The 17,512-nt window shown below is 40.6% G+C and carries 9 protein-coding genes and 4 pseudogenes; 11 read left to right on the top strand and 2 right to left on the bottom strand.

Annotated elements, in window-relative coordinates; all coding sequences use genetic code 11:
- The first annotated feature begins 281 nt into the window (after nucleotides 1-281).
- From HT703_RS00265 to HT703_RS00240, 6 genes and pseudogenes are all read left to right on the top strand, one after another.
- Nucleotides 282-1,265: pseudogene (locus tag HT703_RS00265) on the top strand (IS30 family transposase).
- Between the two features lie 50 nt (nucleotides 1,266-1,315).
- Entirely contained in the window at nucleotides 1,316-2,266 is a 951-nt protein-coding gene (gene rsmH / locus HT703_RS00260; protein WP_054393163.1) for a 16S rRNA (cytosine(1402)-N(4))-methyltransferase RsmH, read from the top strand.
- Between the two features lie 11 nt (nucleotides 2,267-2,277).
- Nucleotides 2,278-2,595: a cell division protein FtsL gene (gene ftsL, locus HT703_RS00255; protein ID WP_000840840.1), complete on the top strand. Its 318-nt coding sequence runs from the start codon at nucleotides 2,278-2,280 to the stop codon at nucleotides 2,593-2,595.
- Between the two features lie 3 nt (nucleotides 2,596-2,598).
- Nucleotides 2,599-4,851 carry a penicillin-binding protein 2X gene (gene pbp2X / locus HT703_RS00250; protein WP_054393162.1) on the top strand — a complete coding sequence of 751 codons (2,253 nt, stop codon included), beginning with the start codon at nucleotides 2,599-2,601 and terminating at the stop codon, nucleotides 4,849-4,851.
- Between the two features lies 1 nt (nucleotide 4,852).
- Nucleotides 4,853-5,833, top strand: a complete 981-nt coding sequence (gene mraY, locus HT703_RS00245; protein ID WP_054393161.1) for a phospho-N-acetylmuramoyl-pentapeptide-transferase — start codon at nucleotides 4,853-4,855, stop codon at nucleotides 5,831-5,833.
- Between the two features lie 338 nt (nucleotides 5,834-6,171).
- Nucleotides 6,172-8,277 carry an ATP-dependent Clp protease ATP-binding subunit gene (locus HT703_RS00240; protein ID WP_054393160.1) on the top strand — a complete coding sequence of 702 codons (2,106 nt, stop codon included), beginning with the start codon at nucleotides 6,172-6,174 and terminating at the stop codon, nucleotides 8,275-8,277.
- A 59-nt stretch (nucleotides 8,278-8,336) separates the two neighbouring features.
- Here the strand turns inward: HT703_RS00240 and HT703_RS00235 are convergent, their stop codons facing one another.
- Nucleotides 8,337-8,819, bottom strand: coding sequence for an S-ribosylhomocysteine lyase (locus HT703_RS00235; RefSeq protein ID WP_023939166.1), 483 nt, complete (start codon nucleotides 8,817-8,819; stop codon nucleotides 8,337-8,339).
- A gap of 94 nt (nucleotides 8,820-8,913) precedes the next feature.
- On the bottom strand, nucleotides 8,914-10,398 hold the full coding sequence (locus HT703_RS00230) for a DUF1846 domain-containing protein (protein ID WP_172929804.1): 1,485 nt from the start codon (nucleotides 10,396-10,398) through the stop codon (nucleotides 8,914-8,916).
- Nucleotides 10,399-10,697: 299 nt separating this feature from the next.
- On the opposite strand from HT703_RS00230, the pseudogene HT703_RS00225 reads away from it, so the two are divergent.
- From HT703_RS00225 to glf, 5 genes and pseudogenes are all read left to right on the top strand, one after another.
- Nucleotides 10,698-11,159 (top strand): annotated as a pseudogene (locus tag HT703_RS00225) (transposase); the annotation flags it as partial.
- A 103-nt stretch (nucleotides 11,160-11,262) separates the two neighbouring features.
- Nucleotides 11,263-12,033: pseudogene (locus HT703_RS00220) on the top strand (transposase); the annotation flags it as partial.
- 236 nt (nucleotides 12,034-12,269) lie between these two features.
- On the top strand, nucleotides 12,270-13,877 hold the full coding sequence (locus HT703_RS00215) for an alpha-glucosidase (RefSeq protein ID WP_054393158.1): 1,608 nt from the start codon (nucleotides 12,270-12,272) through the stop codon (nucleotides 13,875-13,877).
- A gap of 195 nt (nucleotides 13,878-14,072) precedes the next feature.
- A pseudogene (locus tag HT703_RS00210) lies at nucleotides 14,073-16,030 on the top strand (peptide ABC transporter substrate-binding protein).
- A gap of 287 nt (nucleotides 16,031-16,317) precedes the next feature.
- Entirely contained in the window at nucleotides 16,318-17,418 is a 1,101-nt protein-coding gene (gene glf, locus HT703_RS00205) for a UDP-galactopyranose mutase (protein ID WP_054393156.1), read from the top strand.
- The last annotated feature ends 94 nt before the right edge of the window (nucleotides 17,419-17,512 follow it).

The raw sequence follows: 17,512 nt of genomic DNA, 5'->3' as shown, positions 1-17,512 counted from the left end.
TACTTTTTTAAACTTTTTTTAATTAATTTTTTTAATTAATTTTTTTAATTAATTTTTTTGAAAGTTCTATAATGAAGTTAGCCATCCAGCCCTCCTAAAAATTAGATGGTTTAACTAGCTTATAGCTAGTACTCGATTTCATTTGATAAGAGGCTTGATGCTGTTAGGCTGACAAAACTGCTTCAAGGGTTCCTCTTGTCAAATGAAAGCTCTTCTAGGCATAAGAAAACACCTCTGTGTTATACTTGTTGTTCAATCACAAACACAAGAAAGGCACAGAGATGCAAAACCATTATACTACAAAAGCCAAACATTTGACAATCGATAGCCGTCGCTTAATCGAACGATGAAAAAAGGAAGGGAAATCAAATAGAGAAATCGCCTCTTTACTTGGAAAAGCTCCTCAAACTATCCATACTGAAATCAAGCGTGGGACAGTCCGACAATGTCTTGGAAAAGGACGCTTTAAAGAGGTTTATTCTGCTGACTATGCTCAACAGGCTTATGAAAATAATCGCAAGCGCTCGGTCAAGAAATCAAGATTGACCAAGGAACTAAAGGAAAAGATTCTCCACTATCATAACCAAAAATTTTCGCCTGAAATGATGGTCAAGGCTAAGGGCGTTAACGTGGGAATTTCTACCATCTACTACTGGATCCATCATGGAAAATTAGGATTGTCAAAACAGGATCTGCTCTATCCTAGAAAAGGAAAAGCGCTTAAGAAACAAGCTAGCACCAATTTTAAACCCCCTGGTCAATCTATCGAACAGCGTCCTGAAGCTATCAATCTGCGATTGGAGAATGGGCATTATGAGATTGATACGGTTCTGCTTACAAGGGTGAAAAATTATTGTTTACTGGTCTTAACTGATCGAAGGACTAGGCATCAAATTATCCGATTGATTCCAAATAAAAGTGCTGAGGCGGTCAATCAGGCTTTAAAACTCATCTTAAAACAACATCAAATTCTTTCCATCACGGCAGATAATGGTACAGAATTTAACCGCTTGTCTGATGTATTTTCTGAGGAACATATCTATTATGCGCACCCCTATGCCTCTTGGGAAAGGGGAACTGATGAGAATCACAACAGCCTCATTCGTAGATGGTTACCTAAGGGAACTAAGGAAACGACTCCCAAAGAAGTCACATTCATCTAAAATTGGATTAATAACTATCCTAAAAAATGCTTGAACTACAAATCACCCAGAGAAGACTTCTTCATGGCTAACTTGAACTTGAAATTTGGCCTCCTTGTCTGATTTGTCTGACTAGTGCAAGCTGGTCGGATTTGTGGTAAAATAGATAAGATATGACAAAAGAATTTCATCATGTAACGGTCTTACTCCACGAAACGATTGATATGCTTGACGTAAAGCCCGACGGTATCTACGTTGATGCGACTTTGGGTGGAGCAGGCCATAGCGAGTATTTATTAAGTAAATTAAGTGAAAAAGGCCATCTCTATGCCTTTGACCAGGACCAGAATGCCATTGACAATGCGCAAAAACGCTTGGCACCTTACATTGAGAAGGGAATGGTGACCTTTATCAAGGATAACTTCCGTCATTTACAGGCACGTTTGCGCGAAGCTGGTGTTCAGGAAATTGATGGAATTTGTTATGACTTGGGAGTGTCTAGTCCTCAATTGGACCAGCGTGAGCGTGGTTTTTCTTATAAAAAGGATGCGCCACTGGACATGCGGATGAATCAGGATGCTAGCCTGACAGCCTATGAAGTGGTGAACCACTATGACTATCATGACTTGGTTCGTATTTTCTTCAAGTATGGAGAGGACAAATTCTCTAAACAGATTGCGCGTAAGATTGAACAAGCACGTGAAGTTAAGCCAATCGAGACTACGACTGAATTGGCAGAAATTATCAAGTCGGCCAAACCTGCCAAGGAACTCAAGAAGAAGGGCCATCCTGCTAAGCAGATTTTCCAGGCTATTCGAATTGAAGTCAATGATGAACTGGGAGCGGCAGATGAGTCCATCCAGCAGTCTATGGATATGTTGGCTCTGGATGGTAGGATTTCAGTGATTACCTTTCATTCCTTAGAAGACCGCTTGACCAAGCAGTTGTTCAAGGAAGCTTCAACGGTTGAAGTTCCCAAAGGTTTGCCTTTCATCCCAGATGATCTCAAGCCCAAGATGGAATTGGTGTCCCGTAAGCCAATCTTGCCAAGTGCAGAAGAATTAGAAGCCAATAACCGCTCGCACTCAGCCAAGTTGCGCGTGGCCAGAAAAATTCACAAGTAAGAGGAAAAAAGATGGCAGAAAGAATGGAAAAAACAGGTCAAATACTACAGATGCAACTTAAACGGTTTTCGCGTGTGGAAAAAGCTTTTTACTTTTCCATTGCTGTAACCACTCTTATTGTAGCCATTAGTATTATTTTTATGCAGACCAAGCTCTTGCAAGTGCAGAATGATTTGACAAAAATCAATGCGCAGATAGAGGAAAAGAAGACCGAATTGGACGATGCCAAGCAAGAGGTCAATGAACTATTACGTGCAGAACGTTTGAAAGAAATTGCTAATTCACACGATTTGCAATTAAACAATGAAAATATTCGAATAGCGGAGTAAGATATGAAGTGGACAAAAAGAGTAATCCGTTATGCGACCAAAAATCGGAAATCGCCGGCTGAAAACAGACGCAGAGTTGGAAAAAGTCTGAGTTTATTATCTGTCTTTGTTTTTGCCGTTTTTTTAGTCAATTTTGCGGTCATTATTGGGACGGGCACTCGCTTTGGAACAGATTTAGCGAAGGAAGCTAAGAAGGTTCATCAAACCACCCGTACAGTTCCTGCCAAACGTGGGACTATTTATGACCGAAATGGAGTCCCGATTGCTGAGGATGCAACCTCCTATAATGTCTATGCGGTCATTGATGAGAACTATAAGTCAGCAACGGGTAAGATTCTTTACGTAGAAAAAACACAATTTAACAAGGTTGCAGAGGTCTTTCATAAGTATCTGGACATGGAAGAATCCTATGTAAGAGAGCAACTCTCGCAACCTAATCTCAAACAAGTTTCCTTTGGAGCAAAGGGGAATGGGATTACCTATGCCAATATGATGTCTATCAAAAAAGAGTTGGAAACTGCAGAGGTCAAGGGGATTGATTTTACAACCAGTCCCAATCGTAGTTACCCAAACGGACAATTTGCTTCTAGTTTTATCGGACTAGCTCAGCTACATGAAAATGAAGATGGAAGTAAGAGTTTGCTGGGAACCTCTGGAATGGAGAGTTCCTTGAACAGTATTCTTGCAGGGACAGACGGCATTATTACCTATGAAAAGGATCGTCTGGGCAATATTATACCCGGAACAGAACAAGTTTCCCAACAAACGGTGGACGGTAAGGATGTTTATACAACCATTTCCAGCCCCCTCCAGTCCTTTATGGAAACCCAGATGGATGCTTTTCAAGAGAAGGTAAAAGGAAAGTACATGACAGCAACTTTGGTCAGTGCTAAAACAGGGGAAATTCTGGCAACAACGCAACGACCGACCTTTGATGCAGATACAAAAGAAGGCATTACAGAGGACTTTGTTTGGCGTGATATCCTTTATCAAAGTAACTATGAGCCAGGTTCCACTATGAAAGTGATGATGTTGGCTGCTGCTATTGATAATAATACCTTTCCAGGGGGAGAAGTCTTTAATAGTAGTGAGTTAAAAATTGCAGATGCCACGATTCGAGATTGGGACGTTAATGAAGGATTGACTGGTGGCAGAATGATGACTTTTTCTCAAGGTTTTGCACACTCAAGTAACGTTGGGATGACCCTCCTTGAGCAAAAGATGGGAGATGCTACCTGGCTTGATTATCTTAATCGTTTTAAATTTGGTGTTCCGACCCGTTTCGGTTTGACGGATGAGTATGCTGGGCAACTTCCTGCGGATAATATTGTCAACATTGCGCAAAGCTCATTTGGACAAGGGATTTCAGTGACCCAGACGCAAATGCTTCGTGCCTTTACAGCTATTGCTAATGACGGTGTCATGCTGGAGCCTAAATTTATTAGTGCCATTTATGATCCAAATGATCAAACTGCTCGGAAATCTCAAAAAGAAATTGTGGGAAATCCTGTTTCTAAAGATGCAGCTAGTTTAACTCGGACTAACATGATTTTGGTAGGGACGGATTCGGTTTATGGAACCATGTATAACCACAGTACAGGCAAACCAACTGTAACTGTTCCTGGGCAAAATGTAGCCCTCAAGTCTGGTACGGCTCAGATTGCTGACGAGAAAAATGGTGGTTATCTAGTTGGGTTAACCAACTATATCTTCTCGGCTGTATCGATGAATCCGGCTGAAAATCCTGATTTTATCTTGTATGTGACGGTCCAACAACCTGAACATTATTCAGGTATTCAGTTGGGAGAATTTGCTAATCCTATCTTGGAGCGGGCTTCAGCTATGAAAGACTCTCTCAATCTTCAAACAACAGCTAAAGCTTTGGAGCAAGTAAGTCAACAAAGTCCTTATCCTATGCCTAGTGTCAAGGATATTTCACCTGGTGATTTAGCAGAAGAATTGCGTCGCAATCTTGTACAACCCATCGTTGTAGGAACAGGGACGAAGATTAAAAACAGTTCTGCTGAAGAAGGGAAGAATCTTGCCCCGAATCAGCAAGTCCTAATCTTATCTGATAAAGCAGAGGAAGTTCCAGACATGTATGGTTGGACAAAAGCGACTGCTGAGACCTTTGCTAAGTGGCTCAATATAGAACTTGAATTTGAAGGTTCGGGCTCTACTGTGCAGAAGCAAGATGTTCGTGCTAACACAGCTATCAAGGACATTAAAAAAATTACATTAACTTTAGGAGACTAATATGTTTATTTCCATCAGTGCTGGAATTGTGACATTTTTACTAACTTTAGTAGGAATTCCAGCCTTTATCCAATTTTATAGAAAGGCGCAAATTACAGGCCAGCAGATGCATGAGGATGTCAAACAGCATCAGGCAAAAGCTGGGACTCCTACAATGGGAGGTTTGGTTTTCTTAATTACTTCTGTTTTGGTTGCTTTCTTTTTTGCCCTATTTAGTAGCCAATTCAGCAATAATGTAGGAATGATTTTGTTTATCTTGGTCTTGTATGGCTTGGTCGGATTTTTAGATGACTTCCTTAAGGTCTTTCGTAAGATCAATGAGGGGCTAAATCCCAAGCAAAAATTGGCTCTTCAGCTTCTAGGTGGAGTTATCTTCTATCTTTTCTATGAGCGTGGGGGCGATATCCTGTCTGTATTTGGTTATCCAGTTCATTTGGGATTTTTCTATATTTTCTTCGCTCTTTTCTGGCTAGTCGGTTTTTCAAATGCAGTGAACTTGACAGATGGCATTGACGGTCTGGCTAGTATTTCAGTGGTGATTAGCTTGTCTGCCTATGGAGTTATTGCCTATGTACAAGGTCAGATGGATATTCTTCTGGTGATTCTCGCTATGATTGGTGGTTTGCTCGGTTTCTTCGTCTTTAACCATAAGCCTGCTAAGGTCTTTATGGGAGATGTGGGAAGTTTGGCTCTCGGTGGAATGCTGGCAGCTATTTCAATGGCTCTCCACCAAGAATGGACTCTCTTGATTATCGGAATTGTTTATGTTTTTGAAACAACCTCAGTCATGATGCAAGTCGGCTATTTCAAACTGACAGGTGGCAAACGTATTTTCCGTATGACGCCTGTACATCACCATTTTGAGCTTGGGGGATTGTCTGGTAAAGGAAATCCTTGGAGCGAGTGGAAGGTTGACTTCTTCTTTTGGGGAGTGGGACTTCTAGCAAGTCTTTTGACCCTAGCAATTTTGTATTTGGTATAAGAATAGCACCCTGATGTTTCAGGGTGTTTTTGCTTTTTAAAAAATATTGGTCAATTAAAGTCAAAACTCTTGACCTTTTCTGACCAATGTAGTATATTATGAACGTAAGGTAAATGAAAGCCTTACTAGAACACTTATTTAAAGTAAAATAGAAAGAGGTGGGTCTATGTTTCATCTAGAAATCTTCAGAAGTAAAGATAGTCTACTCCTGCTTGAAAAAGAAAAACCAGAAATAGTACGTAGGGTAGCGATCTAGCTAGTCTAAATTTTTTAAAACAATGGTCAAAGATAGTCAATATCAGTAATCATAACTTTGTAAACAAAAAGAGGTAAAGAATATGAATAACAACTTTAATAATTTTAATAACATGGATGATTTATTTAACCAATTGATGGGTGGTATGCGAGGATACAGTTCTGAAAATCGCCGTTACTTAATTAATGGGCGCGAAGTCACACCTGAGGAATTTGCTCACTATCGTACGACTGGTCAATTACCAGGAAATGCAGAAACTGATGTGCAAATGTCACAACAGGCATCAGGTATGAAACAAGACGGTGTCCTTGCAAAACTAGGTCGAAACTTGACAGCAGAAGCGCGTGAGGGCAAGTTGGATCCTGTTATCGGACGAAACAAGGAAATTCAAGAAACATCTGAAATCCTCTCACGCCGCACCAAGAACAATCCTGTTTTGGTCGGAGATGCAGGTGTTGGTAAGACAGCAGTTGTCGAAGGTCTAGCGCAAGCCATTGTGAACGGAGATGTTCCTGCTGCTATCAAGAACAAGGAAATTATTTCTATTGATATCTCAGGTCTTGAGGCTGGTACTCAATACCGTGGTAGCTTTGAAGAAAATGTCCAAAACTTAGTCAATGAAGTGAAAGAAGCAGGGAATATTATTCTCTTCTTTGATGAAATTCACCAAATCCTCGGTGCAGGTAGCACTGGTGGAGACAGTGGTTCTAAAGGGCTTGCAGACATTCTTAAGCCAGCTCTCTCTCGTGGAGAATTGACAGTGATTGGGGCAACGACTCAAGATGAATACCGTAACACTATCTTGAAGAATGCAGCTCTTGCTCGTCGGTTCAACGAAGTCAAGGTCAATGCTCCTTCAGCAGAGGATACATATAAAATTCTTCAAGGAATTCGTGACCTCTATCAGCAACACCACAATGTCATCTTGCCAGACGAAGTTTTGAAAGCAGCGGTGGATTATTCTGTTCAATACATTCCTCAACGTAGCTTGCCAGATAAGGCTATCGACCTTGTCGATGTAACGGCGGCTCACTTGGCAGCTCAGCATCCAGTAACAGATGTTCATGCTGTTGAACGTGAAATCGAAACGGAAAAAGACAAGCAAGAAAAAGCAGTTGAAGCAGAAGATTTTGAAGCAGCTCTAAACTATAAAACACGCATTGCAGAATTGGAAAAGAAAATCGAAAACCACACAGAAGATATGAAAGTGACTGCAAGTGTCAATGATGTGGCTGAATCTGTGGAACGAATGACAGGTATCCCAGTATCGCAAATGGGAGCTTCAGATATCGAACGTTTGAAAGATATGGCCCATCGCTTGCAAGACAAGGTGATTGGTCAAGATAAGGCCGTAGAAGCTGTAGCTCGTGCTATCCGTCGTAACCGTGCTGGTTTTGATGAAGGAAATCGCCCAATCGGCAGCTTCCTCTTTGTAGGGTCTACTGGGGTTGGTAAGACGGAGCTTGCTAAGCAATTGGCACTCGATATGTTTGGAACCCAGGATGCGATTATCCGTTTGGATATGTCTGAATACAGTGACCGTACAGCTGTTTCTAAGCTAATTGGTACAACAGCAGGCTATGTGGGTTATGATGACAATAGCAATACCTTAACAGAACGTGTTCGTCGCAATCCATACTCTATCATTCTCTTGGATGAAATTGAAAAGGCTGACCCTCAAGTTATTACCCTTCTCCTCCAAGTTCTAGATGATGGTCGTTTGACAGATGGTCAAGGAAATACAGTAAACTTCAAGAACACTGTCATTATTGCGACCTCAAATGCTGGATTTGGCTATGAAGCCAACTTGACAGAAGATGCGGATAAACCAGAATTGATGGATCGTTTGAAACCTTACTTCCGTCCAGAATTCCTTAACCGTTTCAATGCTGTCATCGAATTCTCACACTTGAGCAAAGAAGATCTTTCTAAGATTGTAGACCTTATGTTGGTTGAAGTTAACAAGACGCTTTCTAAGAAAGACATTGACTTGGCAGTGAGCGAAGCTGCTAAAGAATACATGACTGAGGAAGGCTACGATGAAGTCATGGGTGTTCGTCCACTCCGTCGTGTGGTTGAACAACAAATCCGTGACAAAGTCACGGACTTCCACTTGGATAACCTTGATGCTAAACACCTAGAAGCTGACATGGAAGATGGTGTTTTGGTCATTCGTGAAAAAGCCTAAGACAGAATTTTGAGCATAAAAAAGAAGGAGCCAGCTGAAAAACTGGTTCCTTTTTGTGTTTAAATCACATGGCGTTCAAAGGCATCATCTGAAATTCCTTGCTCCAAGATGAGTTTTGCCCATTCTTTAGCAGAAAAGAGGCTGTGATCCTTGTAGTTACCGCAAGATTCGATGGTTGTTCCAGGGACATCTTCCCAAGTAGTAGTCTCAGCGATTTCTTTGAGCGAATCCTTGATAACAGCCGCAATTTCAGCGCTGGTATAACGTCCCCACATAATCATATGGAAGCCTGTACGGCAACCAAATGGTGAACAGTCAATCATGCCGTCGATGCGGGTACGGATGAGTTTGGCCAAGAGGTGCTCGATAGTGTGAAGGCCAGCAGTAGGGATCGAGTCTTCATTGGGTTGCACTAAACGAATATCATAATTGGAGATGACATCTCCCTTTGGTCCTGTTTCTTCCCCGATCAAGCGAACATAAGGTGCTTTAACAATGGTGTGGTCAAGTTCAAAACTTTCAATAATAACTTCTTTTGACATGGTAAATCCTTTCAGTTTTCTCCTATCATTATATCATAAAGGTTGCTCCTGAGACAGAGAGAAAACCTCTCCGAGGGTGGAGAGGTTCAAATCGTTACTTACGATACAAGCGGTCGTATTGGTAGTAAGGGTCAAAGGTTACATTGATACCCAATTTGCGAAGGACATTCTTGTCTTCATCGGTCAAGATGATGGTAGAGTGGGCTTCGCTTCCTTTGAGGTTGCCAAGTTCTTCCATAGCACGAGCGGCATCAGGATTTTCTGTAGCTGTGATGGCAAGTGCAATCAAAATTTCATTTGAATGAAGGCGTGGATTGCGACTACCTAGATGATCGATTTTAAGACCTTGAATCGGTTTGACAACTTCAGGTTCAATTAGTTTTACTTCTTTAGCAATGTCAGCTGATTTCTTGATGGCGTTGATAAGAGCAGCGGCTGTAGGACCAAAGAGTTCTGAGTTCTTACCAGTGACAATTTCCCCAGTTGGCAATTCAAGGGCTAGGGCTGGTCCGCCAGTTTCTTCTGCTTTTTGACGCGCAACGACAGCAACCTTACGGTCTGCAGGTGTGATGCCGAGGTCGTTCATAAGCAACTCAATTTTCTTGACAGCAGATTCGCCCACTTTTTCGGCTTTGAAATCAAGAACAGTCTGATAGTAGCGACGGATGATTTCTTGTTTAGAGGCTTCGATAGCAGCCTCGTCATCAGTAATAGCAAAACCAACCATGTTGACACCCATATCTGTCGGAGAAGCGTATGGAGATTTACCGAGGATACGTTCTAACATGCGCTTGAGCACTGGGAAGATTTCGATATCACGGTTGTAGTTGACAGTAGTTTCTCCGTGGGTTTGGAGATGGAAAGGGTCAATCATGTTGACATCATCAAGGTCAGCTGTGGCAGCCTCGTAAGCCAAATTGACTGGGTGATGAAGGGGCAGATTCCAGACTGGGAAGGTTTCAAATTTAGCGTAACCAGACTTGATACCATTGATTTGGTCGTGATACATATTGGACATGCAAGTTGCCAATTTTCCAGAACCAGGTCCAGGAGCGGTTACGACAATCAGGTTGCGACTGGTTTTGATGTAGTCGTTTTTCCCCATACCTTCTGGAGAAATGATGTGATCCATATCTGTTGGATATCCTTTGATTGGATAATGAAGATAAGAATCAATTCCGTTTTTCTCGAGTTGGTTGCGGAAGACATCTGCAGCTGGTTGGCCAGCGTACTGTGTGATGACCACTGAGCCGACAAAAATTCCCAGTTCATTGAATTTGTCAATCAAGCGAAGGACTTCTTGGTCATAAGAAATGCCTAAGTCGCCACGTGCTTTGGAATGCTCGATATTACTTGCATTAATAGCAATCACGACCTCAACCTGCTCTTTCAATTCTTGCAAGAGCTTGATTTTATTGTCAGGCTCATAACCAGGAAGGACACGAGCAGCGTGGAAGTCTTCTAACATTTTGCCACCAAACTCCAAGTAGAGTTTACCGTCAAATTGATTAATGCGCTCCAAAATGTGGTCGCGCTGTAGATTCAAATATTGTTCAGAACTAAAAGCTTGTTTTTTCATTTTTATAATTCATTCCTTTCGTTTCACTCAAGGCACAAGACAGAATGAAAAAGTGTTGTGCTCTTTATTTTGTTTTATAATAATAGTGAGAAAGCCTATCACTACTACAAATCACGGGGAGGTGAATAAGTGAGTGGTACAGCCACTACCTCGCATTTTTATAGGTGTCATTCTTTCCCTCAAGCACAAGAACTGTGACTAGGAGCATGTAAACTTATAATTGAATAAGCGACTCGTTTGTGAAAGGAAAGGATAGTCAAGGGATAGGCAGACTCAAATTTGGTGAAGGGAGACCCCTCATGTTAAAAATTATTTATCCTAATTGTTGTGGCATTGATGTGCATAAAACCTTTGTTGTAGCAGTTATTGCCATCACTGACAAGCAAGGACTCACAAGCTACCATCGTAAACGTTTCTCAACTTTAACAAATGGGTTAGTACAGCTACGAGACTGGCTAGAATACTATTCTTGCTTTGATGTCTGTATGGAATCTACCGGTAAATATTGGATTCCTGTCTTCAATATCCTTGAAAAATCCTGCAAGATTTGCTTGGCTCACCCCAAGTATGTCAAGGCTATCAGAGGAAAGAAGACCGACAAGAAAGATGCGCAGTGGATAGCCGACCTCTTCAAGCATGATTTAGTTGCTTCTAGCTTTATCCCACCTCTTAAAATTAGACAACTCCGAGACTTTTTTCGCTATCGCATGAAATTAACACAACTTCAAGTCAGCGAGAAAAATCGTTACCAGAACTGTCTAATACTCAATGAAAATCAAAGAGCAAACTAGGAAACTAGCCGCAGGCTGTACTTGAGTACGGCAAGGCGACGTTGACGCGGTTTGAATTTGATTTTCGAAGAGTATAACTTGGTCTAATCTTCAGATTGCAAGTGTCGTTTCCGACGTGTTCGGAAAAAGTGCTCAGGCTATTATTCAGAGCATCCTTGACAATCCAGAGGACAAACCAAACATTGAACAGTTGGTTCATAAGAGAATGAAGGATAAGGTGCAGGACTTGAAAATCGCTATCGAGGAGGAGGTAACACCTGAACAAGCTGAGAAAATCAGAATCATCAAGGAACACTATGATGCTCTGGCCGTCTGTAAAGAAGATTTAGAAACCATGATTCGGAAGCTCGGTCAAGAATACCAAGAACAGGTTAAACTGATCCAAACCGTGCCTGGTTTCAAAGAGGAGCTATCTGCTCTCAGAATACTCTCTGAAATCGGAGCTGATATGACTGTCTTTAGTACTGCAGGTAAACTTTGTTCTTGGGGCGGATTAGTTCCTGCCAACAATGAAAGTGCAGGAAAGAAGTTCTCTACTCGTATTTCGAAAGGCGGTCACTATCTCAAACCTTTTCTTGTTCAAATAGCTAATGCCGTGGTTAAATCAGAGAAGCACCCTGAACTACGAAATAAATATCTCAAACTCAAGAAACGACGGGGGCATCGAAAAGCTATCATCGCTATTTGTCGCAGATTATTGGTTGCCATCTACCATGTACTTCTAAAACAGGAGAGTTATAATCCAAGATTACAAGGTCTTGCAGAAATAAGAAATCCTGATAAGACAATGTCTGTCCAAGATGCCGTTCGTTTTGCACAACAGCACGGATTCAACGTGCTTTAATTTTAAAATTTAGGTGTCAAAACCTCTTTTTAGTGTGCCCAAAATTAGGATAAATAAGCAATCAACTAACTTTTATTTTTTTCAAACTTTACCTCTGACCTCTATTATAATAAAAAATTGGAAGTTAGGAAACTATGGAGTTAAAAAAGGAATCAAAAAGATTAGGCGAAGGCTTGCACAAAAATTCAAAAAGCGCTATCATAGACTATAGATTATTAAAATAATGAGGTAAGAAGATGCAAGAAAAATGGTGGCACAATGCCGTAGTCTATCAAGTTTATCCAAAGAGTTTCATGGACAGCAACGGAGATGGAATTGGCGATTTGCCAGGAATTACCAGTAAGTTAGACTATCTAGCCAAGCTAGGGATTACAGCGATTTGGCTTTCTCCCGTTTATGACAGTCCTATGGATGATAATGGATATGATATTGCTGATTATCAAGCGATTGCAGCTATTTTCGGAACTATGGAGGACATGGATCAACTGATTGCGGAAGCTAAGAAGCGTGATATTCGTATCATCATGGACTTGGTGGTCAATCATACCTCGGATGAACATGCTTGGTTTGTAGAGGCCTGTGAAAATCCTAATAGCCCTGAGCGAGACTACTATATCTGGCGCGATGAACCCAATGACCTAGATTCTATCTTTAGTGGGTCTGCTTGGGAATACGATGAAAAGTCAGGTCAATACTATCTCCACTTTTTCAGTAAGAAACAGCCTGATCTCAACTGGGAGAATGAAAAACTTCGCCAGAAAATTTATGAGATGATGAACTTCTGGATTGATAAAGGTATTGGTGGTTTCCGGATGGATGTTATTGATATGATTGGGAAAATTCCTGACGAGAAAGTAGTCAATAATGGTCCTATGCTTCACCCCTATCTCAAGGAAATGAATCAGGCCACCTTTGGAGCTAAGAATCTCTTGACAGTAGGGGAAACCTGGGGAGCAACGCCAGAGATTGCCAAGCTCTACTCTGACCCAAAGGGGCAAGAATTGTCTATGGTCTTCCATTTTGAACATATCGGTCTTCAGTATCAGGAAGGTCAGCCTAAATGGCACTATCAAAAAGAGCTGAATATCGCTAAGTTAAAAGAAATCTTCAACAAATGGCAGACAGAGTTAGGAGTTGAGGACGGCTGGAATTCCCTCTTCTGGAACAACCATGACCTCCCTCGTATTGTCTCAATCTGGGGAAATGACCAAGAATACCGCGAAAAATCTGCCAAAGCCTTTGCAATCTTGCTTCATATTATGAGAGGAACTCCTTATATCTACCAAGGTGAGGAGATTGGGATGACCAACTATCCCTTTGAAACGCTGGATCAAGTAGAAGATATTGAATCCCTTAACTATGCACGTGAGGCTCTTGAAAAAGGCGTTCCGATGCAAGAAATTATGGACAGTATCCGTGTAATTGGACGTGACAATGCCCGTACCCCAATGCAATGGGATGAGAGCCAAAACGCTGGTTTCTCAACAGGTCAACCTTGGTTGGCAGTTAATCCAAACTACGAAGAAATCAACGTTCAAGAAGCGCTGGCAAATCCAGATTCTATTTTCTATACCTATCAGAAGTTGGTTCAAATTCGTAAGGAAAACAGTTGGCTGATTCGAGCTGACTTTGAATTGCTTGACACGGCTGACAAGGTCTTTGCCTATATCCGTAAAGATGGCGACCGTCGTTTCCTAGTTGTGGCTAACTTGTCCAATGAAGAGCAAGACTTGGCAGTAGAAGGAAACGTCAAATCGGTCTTGATTGAAAACACCCTAGCTCAAGAAGTCTTTGAAAAACAAATCTTAGCTCCATGGGATGCTTTCTGTGTGGAATTACTATAAATATTTTTTACAGAAAAATTTAAAATTAAAATCGCATAAAAACAAGGGAAGACTGTATGAAAAGGCAGAAATCCTTTGTTTTTTATAACCAAGGTTTATAAACTTTCATTCTCGAAATTCAATTAACTTTACAAATTTCCACTATTTTGGTAAAACAAACCTATGTTACAAAAACTAACATAAAGTAGAAGGGAGATGAATACAAAAAAGAGTGTCCTTAGTGCAGGCCTGACTTTTGCATTTGCCTTGCTTTTAGCTGCTTGCGGACAATCAGGTTCAGATACAAAAACTTACTCATCAACCTTTAGTGGAAATCCAACTGCATTTAACTACTTGTTAGACTACTACGCTGATAATACAGCCATCATTACCAACCTAGTTGATGGTCTGCTTGAAAATGACAATTACGGAAATCTAGTTCCGTCTTTAGCAGAGGACTGGTCTGTTTCAAGCGGCGGTCTGACTTATACTTACAAATTGAGAAAAGTGCCAAATGGTTCACGGCTGACGGTGAAGAGTACGCCCCAGTTAAGGCACAAGATTTTGTGACAGGTATCAAGTACGCAGTGGATAATAAATCACAGGCCATTGACTTGATTCAAAACTCGATTAAGGGCTTGACTGATTATATTACAGGAGCGGATTCTGACTTTTCTAAGGTTGGGGTGAAGGCCATTGACGACCAGACTGTTGAGTATACTTTGTCACGGCCAGAACCTTACTGGAACTCAAAAACAACCAACAGTATTCTTTTCCCAGTAAACGAAGAGTTTTTAAACTCAAAAGGGAAAGATTTTGGTACCCTATCTCCAGATAGTATTCTCTACAGCGGACCTTATTTGTTAAAAGATTTCACATCAAAATCATCAATCGAGTATGTGAAAAATCCGCATTACTATGATCATGACAAAGTATCAATTGAACATGTGAAATTGGCCTATTTTGATGGTTCAGACCAAGAATTGACCATCCGTAACTTTGAAAGTGGAGCTTATTCTATCGCTGGGGTTTATCCAAATAGTTCTAACTTCGCTAAGACCAAGGAAAAATATAAGGATAATATCGTCTATAGCTTGCAGGACAAGACTTCTTGGTATTTCAATTTCAACGTTAACCGTAAGGCCTACAATCACACTGCTAAAACGACAGATGAGCAGAAGAAGTCAACTGAGACAGCTGTTTTGAACAAGAACTTCCGCCAAGCGGTGAACTTTGCCTTGGACCGCACAGCCTATTCTGCTCAGTCAAATGGGGAAGAAGCAGCTAGCAAGACCCTTCGGAACACCCTAGTGCCTCCTACATTTGTCCAAGTTGGAGACAAGACCTTTGGAGAAGTAGTTGCTTCTAAATTGGTCAACTATGGAACAGAGTGGGCAGGTATAAACTTAGCAGATGCTCAGGATGCCTATTTTAACAAAGAAAAGGCTCAAGCAAAATTTGCGGAAGCTAAAAAAGAATTGGCAAGTCAAGGTGTGACTTTCCCTATTCACTTGGATGTGGCTGTTGATCAGACAAGTAAAAATGCTGTGACAGGCATGAACTCAGTTAAGCAGACCCTTGAGTCAGTTTTGGGTGCTGATAACATTGTCATCGACGTTCAGCAACTTTCAACAGATGATTTTAATAACGTAGCCTTCTTAGCGCCAACAGCAGCTGATCGTGACTATGATTTGAACTTTGATGGTTGGGTGGGTGATTATCAGGATCCATCAACTTATCTCAATCCTTTCAATGCAGAGGATGGCTTCTATCTCAAGATTTTTGGACTAGATGCTCAAGAAGATAAAGCTAAGATTGCTAGCTTGGGGCTTGATACTTACACCAAGATGCTCAAAGATGCAGATCGTGAAAATAAAGATGTAGCCAAACGCTATGAGAAATATGCTGAAGCACAGGCTTGGATGATTGACAATTCTCTGATTATGTCAGCTATGTCAAATGGTGGCACAGCATCTGTAACCAAAGTAACGCCATTTACAAGAGGCTATTCATTGGTTGGTATCAAGGGTGATGGCAATAACTACAAGTACATGAAACTGCAAAAAGATACGGTGACAACCAAACAGTTTGAAGAAGCTAAGACCAAATGGGAGCAAGAAAGCAAAAAAGCAATCGAAAAAGCCCAAAAAGAAGCAGAAAAACATGTTAAATAGTTAGAAATAGCCTTTTCAAGGAAAATCATAAAGACAAACATCAGTTTTGGTGCTTGTCTTTTTAAATCACTCGGCTATTGAAAACTGAGAAATGATTTGTTTTGTGCTAAAATAGATTGAAACGAATACTCAATAAAAATCAAATAGTAACTGAGAAGTTAGATCAAAATACTGTTTTGAGGTTGCAGATGGACGCTGACGTGCTTTGAAGAGATTTTCGAAGAGTATAAGATTCTCTCTTTTACTATAGTTAAGGAGATGTGAAGATAAATGATAAGGAAGAGACTATGTACGACTATCTAATCGTTGGTGCTGGGTTGTCGGGAGCAATTTTTGCTTATGAGGCGACTAAGCGTGGAAAAAAAGTAAAAGTTATTGATAAACGTGACCACATTGGTGGAAATATCTACTGTGAGAATGTAGAAGGAGTTAATGTTCATAAATATGGTGCCCATATCTTTCATACTTCTAATAAAAAAGTTTGGGATTATGTGAATCAATTCGCTGAATTTAACAATTATATCAACTCGCCTCTAGCTAATTACAAGGGTAGCCTTTATAATCTACCTTTCAATATGAATACTTTCTATGCTATGTGGGGGACAAAAACTCCTCAAGAAGTCAAAAATAAGATTGCTGAGCAAACGGCTCATATGAAGGACGTTGAACCGAAAAACTTGGAAGAGCAGGCTATCAAGTTGATCGGTCCAGATATTTATGAAAAATTGATTAAAGGATATACTGAAAAGCAATGGGGACGTTCTGCTACTGACCTTCCACCGTTTATTATTAAACGTCTACCAGTTCGTTTGACTTTTGATAATAACTACTTCAATGACCGTTACCAGGGTATTCCAATTGGTGGTTACAACGTTATCATTGAAAATATGCTCAAGGATGTGGAAGTAGAACTTGGTCTTGACTTTTTTGCCAATCGTCAAGAATTAGAAGCTTCTGCTGAAAAAGTTGTCTTTACAGGGATGATTGACCAATACTTTGATTATAAACATGGTGAGTTAGAATACCGTAGTCTTCGTTTTGAGCATGAAGTTTTTGATGAAGAAAACTATCAAGGAAATGCTGTTGTCAACTATACAGAACGAGAAATTCCTTATACTCGCATTATTGAGCATAAACATTTTGAGTACGGAGCACAAGCTAAAACGGTCATTACTCGTGAATACCCAGCAGATTGGAAAGGTGGAGATGAGCCTTATTATCCAATCAATGACGAGAGAAACAATGCCCTATTTGCTAACTATCAAGAAGAAGCAGCACAGAATGATAAGGTCATTTTCTGTGGACGTTTGGCTGATTATAAATACTACGACATGCATGTAGTCATTGAACGGGCCTTGGAAGTGGTCGAGGAAGAGTTGGGACAATAATGCAAGGATTCCGTTATTTTAGAATCTTTGCTACTTAAGATTTTTATACTAAACTAAAATCAAAAAGCATTATATAATAGTAATATGAAATCAA

Source organism: Streptococcus sp. 3874, assembly GCF_013276425.1.
Lineage (GTDB): Bacteria > Bacillota > Bacilli > Lactobacillales > Streptococcaceae > Streptococcus > Streptococcus pseudopneumoniae.
Note: the sequence above shows the minus strand (reverse complement) of the source record. Positions and strands in the feature narration are given on the sequence as shown.

What these genes read in the sequence shown, in the direction of transcription:
- rsmH (WP_054393163.1), top strand. Translation starts at nt 1,316, where the DNA reads ATGACAAAAGAATTTCATCATGTAACGGTCTTACTCCACGAAACGATT.
- ftsL (WP_000840840.1), top strand. Translation starts at nt 2,278, where the DNA reads ATGGCAGAAAGAATGGAAAAAACAGGTCAAATACTACAGATGCAACTT.
- pbp2X (WP_054393162.1), top strand. Translation starts at nt 2,599, where the DNA reads ATGAAGTGGACAAAAAGAGTAATCCGTTATGCGACCAAAAATCGGAAA.
- mraY (WP_054393161.1), top strand. Translation starts at nt 4,853, where the DNA reads ATGTTTATTTCCATCAGTGCTGGAATTGTGACATTTTTACTAACTTTA.
- HT703_RS00240 (WP_054393160.1), top strand. Translation starts at nt 6,172, where the DNA reads ATGAATAACAACTTTAATAATTTTAATAACATGGATGATTTATTTAAC.
- HT703_RS00235 (WP_023939166.1), bottom strand. Translation starts at nt 8,819, where the DNA reads ATGTCAAAAGAAGTTATTATTGAAAGTTTTGAACTTGACCACACCATT.
- HT703_RS00230 (WP_172929804.1), bottom strand. Translation starts at nt 10,398, where the DNA reads ATGAAAAAACAAGCTTTTAGTTCTGAACAATATTTGAATCTACAGCGC.
- HT703_RS00215 (WP_054393158.1), top strand. Translation starts at nt 12,270, where the DNA reads ATGCAAGAAAAATGGTGGCACAATGCCGTAGTCTATCAAGTTTATCCA.
- glf (WP_054393156.1), top strand. Translation starts at nt 16,318, where the DNA reads ATGTACGACTATCTAATCGTTGGTGCTGGGTTGTCGGGAGCAATTTTT.